Origin of the sequence: Pseudomonas syringae (genome assembly GCF_023278085.1) — a bacterium.
Taxonomy (GTDB): domain Bacteria; phylum Pseudomonadota; class Gammaproteobacteria; order Pseudomonadales; family Pseudomonadaceae; genus Aquipseudomonas; species Aquipseudomonas syringae_Q.
This window is the reverse complement of sequence record NZ_CP066265.1, coordinates 1,154,342-1,168,843: the sequence shown is the minus strand read 5'-3', so window position 1 is coordinate 1,168,843 and position 14,502 is coordinate 1,154,342. Positions and strand designations below refer to the sequence as shown.

The following is a 14,502-nucleotide window of genomic DNA, read 5'->3' as shown; positions in this document are numbered from 1 at the left end:
CGTCATGAGCAAACCGGCCCTGTGCCGGTTTTTTCATGTCTGCCGAAAAGCATTTGTCGTGGACGACCACTCATCGCCGCTTCCTGAATCGAACCCAAAACAGTTTTGACAAGCATTCTCATTAACATTAAGCTCCTCGGCACCAAGCAATAAACCAGCGACGGTCCATAGCTTATGTATGTTTGCCTCTGCCAAGGTGTCACAGACGGTCAAATCCGGGATGCAATTCTGGAAGGCTGCTGCAGTTACCGTGAAGTCCGCGAAACGCTTGGCGTCGCGAGTAAATGTGGAAAATGCGCCTGCCTGGCCAAGGAAGTGGTGCGCGACACGCTGACCGAACTGCAAAGCAGTCATGCGGCACTGGCCTATTCCACAGAATTTTCAGCGGCCTGAATACCCCTTTTTAAAGAACCGGACGCCATGTCCGGTTTTTTTATGCCTGTAATTCAAGCGCTTAGCATCAAGATGCGGAACTCAAACATTCTTATTTCTATTTAAATTCACTTATTATTCAACTAGTTAGGTTTGACAGACGTTTAGGCGCAGCTCACACTCGCAGCTTATCGACACCATCTATCGGCAGGACCTCGAACATGAAAGGCGACATTACAGTCATCCAGCATCTCAACAAGATCCTCGGAAACGAGCTGGTCGCTATCAATCAGTACTTTCTGCATGCACGCATGTACGAAGACTGGGGTCTGAAAAAGCTCGGTGGGCATGAGTATCACGAGTCCATCCATGCGATGAAGCACGCTGACAAGCTCATCAAGCGGACGTTGTTCCTCGAAGGCCTGCCGAATCTGCAAGAGCTGGGCAAGATCCTGATTGGCGAGCACACCAAGGAAATGCTTGAGTGTGACCTGAAGATCGAGCAGAAAGGCCTGGCTGATCTGAAAGCGGCCATTGCTCACTTCGAGACCGTGGGTGATTTTGGCAGCCGTGAGCTGCTGGAAGACATCCTTGAGCCCAAGGAAGAGCACATCGACTGGCTGGAAACCCAGCTGGGTCTGATCATCAAGGTGGGTATCGAGAACTACCTGCAATCGCAGATGGGCGACTGATCGCCGCCTGCGCCGCAACGAAAAAGCCCGCCTCAATCGAGAGCGGGCTTTTTCTTGTCTGTAAAACCATGGCGCAGGACACTCAGCACCCTCACCTATCGTGAAAGGCATCCCCACGCTGGAGCGTAGGGAACGATAATCTCGACTATCTGCCCGTGCTCCGCGTCGGAATGCCGTTCGAGCGCAGGGCTTTACTCGGCTTTGGCAGCCGATGCTTCTTTGACCAGGGTCTGCAGCGAACCGTCGGCCATCATCTCGGTGATGATGTCGCTACCACCCACCAGCTCACCGGCAACCCACAGTTGCGGGAACGTCGGCCAGTTGGCGTACTTGGGCAGGTTGGCGCGGATTTCAGGGTTTTGCAGGATGTCGACGTAGGCGAACTTTTCGCCGCAGGCCATCAACGCCTGAGAGGCCTTGGCCGAAAAACCGCATTGCGGAGCGTTTGGAGCGCCTTTCATGTAAAGCAGAATAGTGTTGCTGGAAATCTGCTCTTTGATTGTTTCGATGATATCCATGGAGCACCTCGGCTGAAATATCCGACTCAGTTGTCGGCACGGTGGCGCATTGTAACGAAATCCCGAGCCAGACGCTTGAACCTCAACATGAAGCCACCTGCACCGGCACCCCGTTCAGCGCCGCATTGCCCGACAACGCGTCGAGTTGCCGTTCGTCGGTCAGGTCGTTGGCGCTCACGCCAGGCTGGCTCCGGGCTATTTCCATCTTGACGCCCGCTCGCGAATGGCCCCAGCCATGCGGCAGGCTGACCACCCCTGGCATCATGTCCAGACTGCCCAGCACTTGCACCTCGATCATTCCGACCCGCGAGCTGACGCTGACCTGCTGCCCATCGCTCAGCCCGCGACAGGCCAGATCATCAGGGTGCATGAGCAACTGATGACGAGGCTTGCCTTTCACCAGCCGGTGATAGTTATGCATCCAGGAATTATTGCTGCGTACGTGCCTGCGACCAATCAGCAGCAACTCGCCCGCCTTGGGCGCGGGAGCCGCAGCGAAGCGCGCCAGATCCGCCATGATCACCTGTGGCGCGGCCTGAATGCGGCCATTGGCGGTTTTCAGTCGCGCTGTCAGATTGGCCTTCAGGGCACCCAGATCCAGCCCATGCGGGTGACTGGCCAGTGTTTCCAGCGACAGCTTGTGCGGCGACGCATCACCGTAGAGCCCCGCCCGCAGGCCGCGATCAATCATCTGCGCGGGAGGCAGGGTCGGCTTGAGTTCGCGCCCGGCTTTGGCGGCAAACGCCTTGGCCAGGCCGACAAAGATCTCCCAGTCGTGGAGAGCGCCCTCGGGCTTGTCAAAAATAGCGCGGTTGAAGCGCGTGACGTTACGCACCGCGAGCGTGTTGAATGTGGTGTCGTAATGATCGTTTTCCAGGGCCGAGGTCGACGGCAGAATCAAATCGGCATGGCGAGTCGTCTCGTTGATGTACAGGTCAATGCTGACCATGAATTCGAGCCCGTTCAACGCCTGATCCAGCTGACGCCCGTTGGGTGTCGACAGCACCGGGTTGCCGGCGACTGTCACCAGCGCACGAACCTGCCCTTCACCCTCCACCAGCATTTCCTCGGCCAGTGCCGATACCGGCAGCTCGCCGCCATACTCCGGCAGGCCGGAGACGCGGCTTTGCCACAGATTGAAATGCCCACCGGAGGTCGAACTGACCAGATCCACCGCAGGTTCAGTACACAGCGTGCCCCCGACACGGTCCAGATTACCGGTGACCAGATTGATCAGTTGCGCCAGCCAGTGGCAAAGCGTACCGAAGGCCTGCGTCGACACCCCCATGCGCCCGTAACACACGGCTTTGTCAGCCGCCGCAAAATCCCGCGCCAATTGTCGAATCTGCTCGGCGGGCACACCGCAGCGCGGGCCCATGGCCTCGGCGTGAAAGTCGGCAATGGCGTGCCTGACGTGATCCAGGCCATCGACTGGCAAGTGGCTTTCGCGGGTCAGCCCCTCTTCGAACAGGGTATTGAGCAACCCGAACAGCAAGGCGGCATCACCGCCAGGGCGGACGAATACATGTTGATCGGCGATGGCTGCGGTCTCGCTGCGCCGTGGATCGATCACCACCAGTTTGCCGCCGCGCTGCTGAATGGCTTTCAGACGCTTCTCGACGTCCGGAACGGTCATGATGCTGCCATTGGACGCCAGCGGGTTGCCACCCAGGATCAGCATGAAGTCGGTGTGATCGATGTCCGGGATCGGTAGCAACATGCCGTGGCCGTACATCAGGAAGCTGGTGAGGTGATGCGGCAACTGATCAACCGACGTCGCCGAAAAGCGGTTGCGGGTCTTGAGCAGGCCGAGGAAGTAATTGCTGTGCGTCATCAACCCATAGTTGTGAACACTGGGATTGCCCTGATAGATCGCCACCGCATTTTGCCCATGGCGTTGCTGAATGGCGTAAAGCCGCTCCGCCACCAGATCGAATGCTTGCTGCCAGTCAATCGGTTGCCATTGGTCACCGTTACGCAGCATGGGTTGGCGCAGGCGATCGGGGTCGTTCTGAATATCCTGCAGCGCGACCGCCTTGGGGCAGATATGGCCGCGACTGAAGGTATCCAGCGGATCACCCTTGATGGACGCAATACCCTGGCTGGAACCCGGCGTGGTGATGGTTTCAATGACAAGGCCGCAAATGGCCTCGCACAGGTGACAGGCGCGGTAGTGTTCGGTCCGGGTCATCGCAGCCTCATGGTCTTGTCATGGCAATTCGAGCGATTGCTGAACAAGCACTATGGTGCCTCGCCATGACCCGCGCCACTGACGTTCGTCGTGTGAATCGAGAAGCATCATACAGGCCGATGGTCAGGCCACATCAACCGCCGATAGGTGTGACGACCTTGCGCTGCAACTGGATTTCAGTGACGGTTTCGATCTGCTCCTGAGCGAGATGCACGCCCGTCAGGTCGCCGATCAGCCGCCAGTGCTCGTCGAGGCCTGCGCTGATGGTTGCCATGCGGTCGATCATGCGTCGCCCTGCGGTCCGAGTGACTTCATCCTCGCTGCGCAGCAGTTCGAAAGACATTGAAGTCATTGAAGCCGTCAGATGGGTAAGCGTGCGAGCAGTGAGACCCAATAACTCCGTCAATTGATGCTCTTTTGAGTCCATTCCCCCACCCCTCGATCAGTAATGTATCGGCACTGTTTTATAACCTACGCACGACATTAAAGGAACGGTCCCTGTTTCAAGTCCGTGACATCTTTCGCATAAGCGCGCCCGCGTAACGGCGGACTGTTGCAGGATTGGTACTAATTGCCAAGCGCTATTTGAGCAGTGTACAAATGCTGCCTTCGGAAAAACGGGAGGTGGCTGTTAGCCTCCTCAGCGTAGTCAACTTTTAGCGTGTCAATGAACCCTTACGGCGCGCCTCGACGAGTAATGCCACTGAGGCCTGCTTCTCCGAAACACGTATGCTATTGGTAAGACGCGACATTTTTTTATACTATCGCGCCTTTCCTATTCGTCGCCCCGTGCGGCTTCCGCCGCAGGTCTGGCCGTTTTCCCGATAAAAACCGGCTTTGATAACCTGCGGTCTGTTGCAAAAAAGGTAGTTAATCATGAACCCCAGGCACTTTCTCTCGATGATGGATTACACCCCGGACGAACTGCTGGGCTTGATCCGTCGTGGCGTAGAGCTCAAAGACCTGCGAAATCGCGGCGTACTCTTTGAGCCGCTGAAAAACCGGGTGCTGGGGATGATCTTTGAAAAATCCTCGACACGTACCCGTCTTTCGTTTGAAGCAGGGATGATTCATCTGGGTGGCCAGGCAATCTTTTTGTCGCATCGCGACACTCAATTGGGCCGTGGCGAGCCCGTTGCCGACAGTGCAAAAGTCATGTCGCGCATGCTGGATGCGGTGATGATCCGCACCTATGCACACAGCAATCTGACCGAATTCGCTGCCAATTCCCGTGTGCCGGTGATCAATGGCCTGTCCGATGATCTGCATCCTTGCCAGTTGCTGGCCGACATGCAGACCTTTCTCGAGCACCGTGGCGCGATCAAGGGCAAGACCGTGGCCTGGATCGGCGACGGCAACAACATGTGCAACAGCTATATAGAAGCGGCGATCCAGTTCGACTTCCAGTTGCGTGTGGCCTGCCCTGCCGGCTACGAACCCAATCCTGAGTTTCTGGCGCTGGCCAGTGACCGGGTCACCGTGGTTCGCGATCCGCAGACCGCGGTGACCGGGGCTCATCTGGTCAGCACCGACGTGTGGACCTCCATGGGCCAGGAAGAGGAAACCGCGCGGCGCAAGAAATTGTTCGCGCCGTTTCAGGTCACGCGCGCCCTGCTCGACCTGGCCGACAAGGACGTGCTGTTCATGCACTGCCTGCCCGCCCATCGCGGCGAAGAGATCAGTGTCGACGTGCTGGATGACCCGCGCTCGGTCGCCTGGGATCAGGCCGAAAACCGCCTGCACGCACAAAAAGCCTTGCTGGAGTTTCTCGTCGCACCGGCCTGCCAGCCCGCATGAACCAGCCGTTGCTGCTGAGCCTGCGCAACCTGGCCTGCGGCTATCAGAACCAGCGCGTGGTGCAGGACCTGAATCTGCACCTCAATGCCGGCGATATCGGCTGCCTGCTGGGCTCATCGGGCTGCGGCAAGACCACGACCCTGCGCGCAATCGCCGGTTTCGAACCGATCCACGCCGGGGAAATCAGCCTGGCGGGCGAAGTGATTTCCCGCCCTGGCTGGACGCTGGCTCCAGAGAAGCGCCGCATCGGCATGGTGTTTCAGGATTACGCCCTGTTCCCGCACCTGAGCGTTGCCGAAAACGTGGCATTCGGCATTCGCAAACACCCGCAGCTGGGCAAGGTGATCGGCGAGTTGCTGGAGCTGGTCAATCTCGGCGCGTTGGGTAAGCGCTATCCTCACGAACTATCTGGCGGCCAGCAACAGCGTGTCGCGCTGGCCAGAGCGCTGGCACCGGAACCCCAGCTATTGCTGCTCGACGAGCCGTTCTCCAACCTGGACGGCGAGCTGCGTCGGCGGCTGAGCCATGAAGTGCGAGACATCCTCAAGGCGCGCGGCACCAGCGCCATTCTGGTGACTCACGATCAGGAAGAAGCCTTCGCGGTCAGCGATCACGTGGGCGTCTTCAAGGAAGGTCGTCTGGAACAGTGGGATACGCCTTACAACCTGTACCACGAACCGCAGACACCCTTTGTTGCCAGCTTCATCGGCCAGGGGTATTTCATTCGCGGGCAGATGATCGATCCACAATCGGTGAATACCGAGCTCGGCGTTCTGCGCGGTAACCGGGCATATCCGGGTGTCAGCGGCAGTGCCGTAGATGTCTTGCTGCGCCCTGACGATATCGTTTACGCACCCGACAGCGACTTGAAAGCGCGGGTCACGGGTCGGACTTTTCAAGGCGCTTCGACCTTGTATCGTCTGCAACTGCCCACTGGCAGCCAGCTTGAGGCCATCTTTCCCAGCCATGCCGATCACCGCCAGGGTGACGACGTCGGCATTCGTGTGGCGGCTGATCATCTGGTGCTGTTTGCAGCGCCGGGGAGCGTCGCGGCGCACCTCCCGGGCAACTGACGCCGGCCTATCCACGACCGACCGGGGCAAACCTGGCTTGCGTGTGTTCGGCGAGCACCGCCGCCGTCAGTTCCACTTCCAGCCCCCGCCGCCCGGCACTGACATAAATGCTTTCAAAGTTCTGCGCAGTGTCGTCGATGAACGTGCGCAGCCGCTTTTTCTGACCGAGCGGGCTGATGCCGCCCAACAGGTATCCGGTGGAACGTTGCGCAGCCGCAGGGTCGGCCATTTCGGTTTTCTTGGCCCCGGCAGCCTGCGCCAGAGCCTTCAGATCGAGTGTTCCGACGACCGGCACGACAGCGACCAGCAATTCACCTTTTTCAGTGCTGGCCAACAAGGTCTTGAACACTCGCCCAGGCTCCAGCCCCAGTTTTTCCGCCGCCTCCAGCCCATACGACGCCGCTTTCGGATCATGTTCATAGCTATGAATACGGTGCTCGGCATGAAGTTTTTTCAGTAAGTCCAATGCGGGTGTCATGTAACGCTCCAACGGGTTCGAGACGACCACCACTTTAAGCCAGGTAAAGTGAACATGCCTTGATTCACGCCACCTGTAACACTGATGGCCTTTTGCAAATAGCCGTAACGTCCCGTGCTACAGCCCACACAAAGCGTCTTCATGGGATGAGGAAGATTTCCTGACCGTTCGGTTCCGACCTTTGACAGGGGGGTTTCTTGTCTATATTTTTTCGTTTACGAATATTATCGAAAGCGATTTTTCGGTATAACTCGCACCGGCGATCAGAAATGGGGTTTTTCTGATACGCACGAATAACGAGCACCCACGACTGTCTCAGGGTGCCGAGACAAAAACAAAAATGAGGTATCCATGACCATTGCACTAAAACAACCGACATTGACCGGGCAATGCCTGGCAGAATTTCTGGGCACTGCCCTGATGATTTTTTTCGGCACCGGGTGCGTTGCAGCGCTCAAGGTCGCGGGTGCAACTTTCGGCTTATGGGAAATCTCCATCATCTGGGGCATCGCCGTCAGCATGGGGATCTACCTCAGCGCGGGTGTTTCCGGTGCGCACCTCAACCCGGCCGTCAGCATCGCACTGAGTCTGTTCGCCGGTTTCGAAAAACGTAAATTGCCGTTTTACATCTCGTCACAGATCGCTGGCGCGTTTTTCGGCGCGGGTCTTGTGTACCTGTTGTACATCAGCCTCTTTTTCGACTTCGAACATGCTCACCACATTATCCGCGGCAGCGAGCAAAGCCTCGAATTGGCGTCGGTATTCTCGACCTATCCAAATCCGGCCATTTCCGTGGGTCAGGCATTTCTGGTCGAAGTGGTCATCACCACCATTCTGATGGGCGTGATCATGGCCTTGGGCGATGACGGCAATGGCTTGCCGCGCGGCCCGCTGGCGCCCCTGCTGATCGGCCTGCTGGTGGCGGTGATCGGCAGCTCGATGGGACCGCTGACCGGCTTCGCCATGAACCCGGCTCGCGACTTCGGTCCGAAGCTGATGACGTTCTTCGCTGGCTGGGGTGAAATGGCGTTCACCGGCGGTCGTGACATACCTTATTTCCTGGTTCCGATTTTTGCGCCCATTCTGGGTGCCTGCCTGGGTGCGGCCGGCTATCGCATGCTGATTGCGCGTCACCTGCCAAGCGCCGTTCCCGTTGAAAACGAAAAAAAAGCTCCAGTGGTTCGCGGCAAAGTTCAGGCTTCATCTTGAATCCCACTTAATAACGCAAGGCAATCGACATGACTGACACACAGAACAAGAATTACATCATTGCTCTTGACCAGGGCACCACCAGCTCGCGAGCCATCATTTTCGACCGCGATGCCAACGTGGTGAGCACTGCCCAAAGCGAATTCGTCCAGCATTATCCGCAGGCTGGCTGGGTTGAACATGACCCGATGGAAATCTTCGCCACCCAGACGGCGTGCATGACCAAGGCACTGGCGCAGGCCGACCTGCATCACAATCAGATTGCCGCCATCGGTATCACCAACCAGCGTGAAACCACGGTGATCTGGGAACGCGACACCGGCCGCCCGATCTACAACGCGATCGTCTGGCAGTGCCGCCGCAGCACCGAGATCTGCCAGCAGCTCAAGCGCGATGGCCTTGAGGAATACATCAAGGACACCACGGGCCTGGTGATTGACCCGTACTTCTCCGGCTCCAAGGTCAAATGGATTCTGGACAACGTAGAAGGCAGCCGCGAACGCGCCCGCAAAGGCGAATTGATGTTCGGCACTATCGATACCTGGCTGATCTGGAAATTTACCGGCGGCAAGGTGCATGTCACCGACTACACCAACGCCTCGCGCACCATGCTGTTCAACATCCACACGCTGGAGTGGGATCAGCGCATGCTTGACGTGCTGGATATCCCGCGCGAAATCCTGCCCGAGGTCAAAGGCTCGTCCGAAGTCTATGGTCACAGCAAGAGCGGCATTCCGATTGCCGGTATCGCGGGCGACCAGCAAGCGGCGCTGTTCGGCCAGATGTGCGTCGAGCCGGGCCAGGCCAAGAACACCTACGGCACCGGCTGCTTCCTGCTGATGAACACCGGCAAGAAAGCCGTGAAATCGGCACATGGCATGCTCACCACCATCGGCTGCGGTCCGCGTGGTGAAGTGGCCTATGCGCTGGAAGGTGCCGTGTTCAACGGCGGTTCTACCGTGCAGTGGCTGCGCGACGAACTGAAGCTGATCAATGACGCGCTGGACACCGAATACTTCGCCAGCAAGGTCAAGGACAGCAATGGCGTGTATCTGGTCCCGGCCTTCACCGGCCTGGGTGCTCCGTACTGGGACCCGTATGCCCGTGGCGCCTTGTTCGGCCTGACCCGTGGCGTGAAAGTCGATCACATCATTCGCGCCGCGCTGGAATCCATCGCTTATCAGACTCGCGACGTACTCGACGCCATGCAGCAGGACTCCGGCGAACGCCTCAAGTCGCTGCGTGTGGACGGCGGCGCGGTGGCCAACAACTTCCTGATGCAGTTTCAGGCTGACATTCTCGGCACTCACGTCGAACGTCCGCAAATGCGTGAAACGACAGCACTGGGCGCAGCGTTCCTGGCCGGCCTGGCGATTGGTTTCTGGAGCAGCCTGGACGAACTGCGCAACAAGGCGGTGATCGAGCGGGTATTCGAGCCATCGTGCGAAGAGGCGCATCGCGAGAAGCTGTACGCAGGCTGGCAGAAAGCCGTGGCGCGCACCCGTGACTGGGAACCGCACGAAAACGAAGAGTGATCGCTGCTGTTGAGTGGGGAGAACAGGATTCCGGCTGACAGGTCACACTTGCCTGCGGCATGATGGGCGCCATTTGTAGAGGGCGCTCAAGGAAAAACAATGAACCTGCCTCCCCGCCAACAACAGATCCTCGAACTGGTCCGTGACCGTGGTTACGTCAGCATCGAGGAAATGGCGACGCTGTTCGTCGTGACCCCACAAACCATCCGCCGCGATATCAATCAGCTGGCGGAAATGAACCTGCTGCGTCGCTACCACGGCGGCGCGGCTTATGACTCCAGCATCGAAAACACCGCTTACGCCATGCGTGCGGATCAGATGCGCGACGAGAAACAACGGATCGCCGAGGCCATCGCCGCGCAGATCCCGGACAACGCGTCGTTGTTCATCAATATCGGCACCACCACCGAATCCATCGCCCGCGCTCTGCTCAATCACAACAACCTGAAAATCATCACCAACAACCTGCATGTGGCGTCGATTCTCAGCACCAAGGACGATTTCGAGGTCTTGATCGCAGGCGGTAATGTCCGCCGTGACGGCGGTGTCGTGGGTCAGGGCAGTATCGATTTCATCAGCCAGTTCAAGGTGGACTTCGCGCTGGTCGGCATCAGCGGCATCGACGAAGACGGCAGTCTGCTGGATTTCGATTATCAGGAAGTTCGGGTTTCCCAGGCGATCATCGCCAATGCGCGTAAAGTGCTGCTGGCGGCTGACTCCAGCAAATTCGGGCGCAATGCCATGGTCCGGCTCGGGCCGATCACCCTCATCGACTGCCTGGTCACCGACCAGCCCCCGGTGCCTGCGCTGCAACAACTCCTGAACCAGCACAAGATTCGTCTGGAAGTGGTTTGACCGTGCGTATTGGGACCTGATTCCGACTATCACGCCAACGCTCTGCGTCCTTTCGTGATCCTGCGGTGCTGCATGGATCTGTGAGGCAGAGCGTCACGCCAGGCATTCCCACGCTGGAGCGTGCGGAACGAGAATCTCGACTATCGTACGACGCTCCGCGTCGTATGCCGTTCTGGACGCTCTGCGTCCGATCTTGATTGCGCGGTGCTGCATGGATGTGTGACGCGGAGCGTCACGCCAGGCATTCCCACGCTGGAGCGTGCGGAACGATAGGCGCCCACAAGACCATCGTACGACGCTCCGCGTCGTATGCCGTTCTGGACGCTCTGCGTCCGATCTTGATTGCGCGGTGCTGCATGGATGTGTGACGCGGAGCGTCACGCAAGGCATTCCTACGCTGGAGCGTGCGGAACGACAGGCGCCCGCAAGCCCATCGTGCGACGCTCCGCGTCGTATGCCGCTCTGGACGCTCTGCGTCCGATCTTGATTGCGCGGTGCTGCATGGATGTGTGACGCGGAGCGTCACGCAAGGCATTCCTACGCTGGAGCGTGCGGAACGACAGGCGCCCGCAAGCCCATCGTACGACGCTCCGCGTCGTATGCCGTTCTGGACGCTCTGCGTCCTCCATCAGGCAGGCAGCGCATCATCAAAGAAGCTGCATCCAGGCTGAGGAACAATCATCTGCGCATGAAATCCCGCCCTACAATGTTCATTTTTGTTCTTTTCACCCTCCCATCATCAGTATTTTCAATCGATACCGACTGGCAAGAGCACTTTTATTGAGCTATTATTTTCGGAAATGAACATTAATGTTCATATTCGCCATTCGAGCCATGCTCAAGAATTGTCCAGGAGGCTACCGATGCCCCACGCTACCGTGCCAACCCCACCTCTCTCCGAGGTTTACGACATCGCCGTTATCGGTGGTGGCATCAATGGCGTCGGGATTGCGGCAGATGCCTCCGGTCGCGGTTTGTCGGTATTTCTCTGCGAGAAGGACGATCTGGCCAGCCACACGTCCTCGGCCAGCAGCAAGCTGATCCACGGTGGCTTGCGCTACCTTGAGCATTACGAATTCCGTCTGGTGCGCGAAGCGCTTGCGGAACGCGAAGTGCTGCTCGCCAAAGCGCCGCATATCGTCAAACCGATGCGCTTTGTATTGCCACACCGCCCGCATCTGCGTCCGGCGTGGATGATTCGTGCCGGGATGTTCCTTTACGACAACCTCGGCAAGCGGGAAAAGCTGCCGGCTTCACGGACCATTCGTTTCGGCGCAGACAGCCCGCTCAATCCGAGCATCACCCGCGGTTTCGAATATTCCGATTGCTGGGTCGACGATGCTCGTCTGGTTGTGCTCAATGCCATGGCCGCGCGTGAAAACGGCGCACACATCCATACCCAGACCCGCTGTGTCAGTGCGCGCCGTATCAAAGGCATGTGGCACCTGCACCTGGAGCGCAGCGATGGCAGCCTGTTTTCGATCCACGCCAAGGCGCTGGTCAACGCTGCCGGCCCTTGGGTCGCCAAGTTCATCCGTGAAGACCTCAAGCTCGATTCGGCTTACGGTATCCGTCTGATTCAGGGCAGCCACCTGATCGTGCCGAAACTGTACGAGGGTGAACACGCGTTCATTCTGCAAAACGAAGACAAGCGCATCGTGTTCACGATTCCGTACCTGGAGCACTTCACCATCGTCGGCACCACCGACCGTGAATATCAGGGCGACCCGAACAAGGTGGACATCACTGAAGGCGAGATGGATTACGTGTTGAAAGTGGCCAACGATCACTTCAAGAAGCAGTTGAGTCGCGCAGATGTGCTCCATACGTTCTCTGGCGTGCGTCCGCTGTGCAACGACGAGTCCGATAATCCGTCTGCCATCACCCGTGATTACACGCTGTCGCTGTCAGGCGGTGCGGATGAAGCGCCCATCCTGTCGGTATTCGGCGGCAAGCTGACCACCTATCGCAAGCTGGCCGAGTCGGCAATGACCCAACTGGCGCCGTTCTTCAAACAGATGAAACCGAGCTGGACCGCCAAGGCTGCCCTGCCCGGCGGCGAAGACATGACTACGCCAGAAGTGCTGGCCGCAGAAATGACCCGTCGCTACAACTGGCTGCCTGCGCCTATCGCCAAACGCTGGTCGATCACTTATGGCAGCCGCAGCTGGCAGTTGCTGGAAGGCGCGCAAAGCCTCGACGATCTCGGCCAGCACCTCGGCGCAGGCCTGTACACACGCGAGGTCGATTACCTGTGTGATCAGGAATGGGCCACCAGCATCGAAGATGTCCTGTGGCGTCGTACCAAGCTGGGCCTGTTCACCACGCCTGAGGAACAGGCCAACGTGCGCAGTTACCTGGAAACAGTTGTCCGCAACAAGGCGACTATCGAAGCCGCCTGATGCCAGGCTCATCGAAATACACCTGTTCACCCTTCCTCGGGTGAACAGGCACGTCCTGACCCGCTTCTTCCCCTCCTGATCTGCCCATTCGGTTTCCCGAACGCTTTACGCCTGCCGATTCGGCTTCCCGGACGCCGAGTCGTCTTCGCACGCCTAGAATATTTTAAAACCCTATATGTTTCATAAGCTTACACATTATCGAGAGCCTGGCACGACTCCTGCTCTACACTCTGCATCGACAGTTTCAACAAAGGCGTGTGTCTCGTTCAGGACGCCGTTGAAGCATTCGTCAAACAGCGGGCCGCCCTGCCAGTGGCCCTATCAATAAGAAAATAAAATCGAGGATTCATCGATGCGCATTGTTCCCCATCTTCTGGGTGCCGCTATTGCAGCGGCTCTGATCAGCACTCCGGTTTTTGCTGCCGAACTCACTGGCACACTGAAAAAGATCAAAGAGTCCGGCACCATTACCCTCGGTCACCGTGACGCCTCCATTCCGTTTTCCTACATCGCTGATGCCTCTGGCGTGCCAATGGGCTACTCCCATGACATCCAGCTGAAAATCGTCGAAGCCATCAAGAAAGACCTCGACATGCCTGACCTCAAGGTCAAGTACAACCTGGTGACTTCGCAGACCCGTATTCCGCTGGTGCAGAACGGCACCGTTGACGTGGAATGCGGTTCCACCACCAATAACGTCGAGCGTCAGCAACAGGTGGACTTCTCCATCGGCATCTTTGAAGTGGGCACCCGCCTGCTGTCCAAAAAAGATTCCAGCTACAAGGATTTCGATGACCTGAAAGGCAAGAACGTCGTCACCACTGCTGGCACCACGTCCGAGCGCATCCTTAAATCGATGAACGCTGACAAGCAGATGGGCATGAACGTGATCTCTGCAAAAGATCATGGTGAATCCTTCCAGATGCTCGAATCAGGCCGTGCGGTCGCCTTCATGATGGACGACGCCCTGCTCGCCGGCGAAATGGCCAAAGCCAAGAAGCCAGACGACTGGGCTGTGACCGGCACTGCGCAATCCTATGAAATCTACGGCTGCATGGTTCGCAAGGGCGACGCCCCGTTCAAGAAAGCCGTGGATGACGCCATCATTGCGACCTACAAGTCGGGCGACATCAACGCCATCTACACCAAGTGGTTCATGTCCCCAGTCCCTCCGAAAGGTCTGAATCTGAACTTCCCGATGAGCGACAAGCTCAAGGAACTGATTCAGAACCCGACCGACAAAGCCGCAGAAGACAAGAAAGCCTGAGCAAACGGTTCAGCCCGCCTGAACTGATTGCATCCCGAACAGGCAAGACCTGTTCGGGACCGGCCCTCACTTTCGACGTCCGACAGTGCGTGCATCTCGATATAAATAGAAAA

Annotated in this window: 13 protein-coding genes; 9 read left to right on the top strand and 4 right to left on the bottom strand. The window is 57.9% G+C overall.

Going from position 1 to position 14,502, the window contains the following annotated elements:
- Positions 1–174: 174 nt before the first annotated feature.
- Both I9H07_RS05280 and bfr read left to right on the top strand, forming a co-directional pair.
- Complete coding sequence (locus I9H07_RS05280; RefSeq protein ID WP_024675179.1) at positions 175–393, top strand: bacterioferritin-associated ferredoxin; 219 nt, start codon at positions 175–177, stop codon at positions 391–393.
- Positions 394–593: 200 nt separating this feature from the next.
- Entirely contained in the window at positions 594–1,064 is a 471-nt protein-coding gene (gene bfr, locus I9H07_RS05275) for a bacterioferritin (protein ID WP_024675178.1), read from the top strand.
- A 191-nt stretch (positions 1,065–1,255) separates the two neighbouring features.
- Here bfr and grxD read toward each other — a convergent pair whose 3' ends face one another.
- The 3 genes from grxD to I9H07_RS05260 all read right to left on the bottom strand — a co-directional run bounded on the left by grxD (position 1,256) and on the right by I9H07_RS05260 (position 4,200).
- Positions 1,256–1,582: a Grx4 family monothiol glutaredoxin gene (gene grxD / locus I9H07_RS05270; RefSeq protein ID WP_024647079.1), complete on the bottom strand. Its 327-nt coding sequence runs from the start codon at positions 1,580–1,582 to the stop codon at positions 1,256–1,258.
- Positions 1,583–1,664: 82 nt separating this feature from the next.
- The gene (locus I9H07_RS05265) at positions 1,665–3,773 is read right to left on the bottom strand and encodes a molybdopterin oxidoreductase family protein (RefSeq protein ID WP_236424272.1); all 2,109 of its coding nucleotides are present in this window, start codon (positions 3,771–3,773) and stop codon (positions 1,665–1,667) included.
- Positions 3,774–3,906: 133 nt separating this feature from the next.
- Complete coding sequence (locus tag I9H07_RS05260; protein WP_024647077.1) at positions 3,907–4,200, bottom strand: hypothetical protein; 294 nt, start codon at positions 4,198–4,200, stop codon at positions 3,907–3,909.
- Between the two features lie 449 nt (positions 4,201–4,649).
- On the opposite strand from I9H07_RS05260, the gene argF reads away from it, so the two are divergent.
- Positions 4,650–5,570 (top strand): ornithine carbamoyltransferase, encoded by a 921-nt coding sequence (argF, locus tag I9H07_RS05255; protein ID WP_236424270.1) that lies wholly within the window; start codon positions 4,650–4,652, stop codon positions 5,568–5,570.
- On the top strand, positions 5,567–6,643 hold the full coding sequence (locus I9H07_RS05250) for an ABC transporter ATP-binding protein (protein WP_236424269.1): 1,077 nt from the start codon (positions 5,567–5,569) through the stop codon (positions 6,641–6,643). Before argF ends, I9H07_RS05250 begins: the two co-directional genes overlap by 4 nt.
- A 7-nt stretch (positions 6,644–6,650) precedes the next feature.
- Here the strand turns inward: I9H07_RS05250 and ybaK are convergent, their stop codons facing one another.
- On the bottom strand, positions 6,651–7,121 hold the full coding sequence (gene ybaK, locus I9H07_RS05245) for a Cys-tRNA(Pro) deacylase (RefSeq protein WP_024675174.1): 471 nt from the start codon (positions 7,119–7,121) through the stop codon (positions 6,651–6,653).
- Positions 7,122–7,472: 351 nt separating this feature from the next.
- Between ybaK and I9H07_RS05240 the strand changes: the two genes are divergently transcribed.
- The 5 genes from I9H07_RS05240 to I9H07_RS05220 all read left to right on the top strand — a co-directional run bounded on the left by I9H07_RS05240 (position 7,473) and on the right by I9H07_RS05220 (position 14,389).
- Positions 7,473–8,330 (top strand): MIP/aquaporin family protein, encoded by an 858-nt coding sequence (locus tag I9H07_RS05240; protein ID WP_024675173.1) that lies wholly within the window; start codon positions 7,473–7,475, stop codon positions 8,328–8,330.
- A 29-nt stretch (positions 8,331–8,359) separates the two neighbouring features.
- Positions 8,360–9,865, top strand: coding sequence for a glycerol kinase GlpK (gene glpK, locus I9H07_RS05235; RefSeq protein ID WP_002554859.1), 1,506 nt, complete (start codon positions 8,360–8,362; stop codon positions 9,863–9,865).
- A gap of 99 nt (positions 9,866–9,964) precedes the next feature.
- Positions 9,965–10,720, top strand: coding sequence for a DeoR/GlpR family transcriptional regulator (locus I9H07_RS05230; protein WP_024647071.1), 756 nt, complete (start codon positions 9,965–9,967; stop codon positions 10,718–10,720).
- A gap of 863 nt (positions 10,721–11,583) precedes the next feature.
- The gene (gene glpD / locus I9H07_RS05225) at positions 11,584–13,122 is read left to right on the top strand and encodes a glycerol-3-phosphate dehydrogenase (RefSeq protein ID WP_236424267.1); all 1,539 of its coding nucleotides are present in this window, start codon (positions 11,584–11,586) and stop codon (positions 13,120–13,122) included.
- Positions 13,123–13,474: 352 nt separating this feature from the next.
- A complete protein-coding gene (locus I9H07_RS05220) occupies positions 13,475–14,389 on the top strand; it encodes a glutamate/aspartate ABC transporter substrate-binding protein (RefSeq protein ID WP_024672628.1) in 915 nt (304 codons plus the stop codon).
- Positions 14,390–14,502 lie beyond the last annotated feature (113 nt).

Excerpts from the sequence above, each read along its gene's own strand:
- I9H07_RS05280 (WP_024675179.1), top strand. The coding sequence starts at position 175 with ATGTATGTTTGCCTCTGCCAAGGTGTCACAGACGGTCAAATCCGGGAT.
- bfr (WP_024675178.1), top strand. The coding sequence starts at position 594 with ATGAAAGGCGACATTACAGTCATCCAGCATCTCAACAAGATCCTCGGA.
- grxD (WP_024647079.1), bottom strand. The coding sequence starts at position 1,582 with ATGGATATCATCGAAACAATCAAAGAGCAGATTTCCAGCAACACTATT.
- I9H07_RS05265 (WP_236424272.1), bottom strand. The coding sequence starts at position 3,773 with ATGACCCGGACCGAACACTACCGCGCCTGTCACCTGTGCGAGGCCATT.
- I9H07_RS05260 (WP_024647077.1), bottom strand. The coding sequence starts at position 4,200 with ATGGACTCAAAAGAGCATCAATTGACGGAGTTATTGGGTCTCACTGCT.
- argF (WP_236424270.1), top strand. The coding sequence starts at position 4,650 with ATGAACCCCAGGCACTTTCTCTCGATGATGGATTACACCCCGGACGAA.
- I9H07_RS05250 (WP_236424269.1), top strand. The coding sequence starts at position 5,567 with ATGAACCAGCCGTTGCTGCTGAGCCTGCGCAACCTGGCCTGCGGCTAT.
- ybaK (WP_024675174.1), bottom strand. The coding sequence starts at position 7,121 with ATGACACCCGCATTGGACTTACTGAAAAAACTTCATGCCGAGCACCGT.
- I9H07_RS05240 (WP_024675173.1), top strand. The coding sequence starts at position 7,473 with ATGACCATTGCACTAAAACAACCGACATTGACCGGGCAATGCCTGGCA.
- glpK (WP_002554859.1), top strand. The coding sequence starts at position 8,360 with ATGACTGACACACAGAACAAGAATTACATCATTGCTCTTGACCAGGGC.
- I9H07_RS05230 (WP_024647071.1), top strand. The coding sequence starts at position 9,965 with ATGAACCTGCCTCCCCGCCAACAACAGATCCTCGAACTGGTCCGTGAC.
- glpD (WP_236424267.1), top strand. The coding sequence starts at position 11,584 with ATGCCCCACGCTACCGTGCCAACCCCACCTCTCTCCGAGGTTTACGAC.
- I9H07_RS05220 (WP_024672628.1), top strand. The coding sequence starts at position 13,475 with ATGCGCATTGTTCCCCATCTTCTGGGTGCCGCTATTGCAGCGGCTCTG.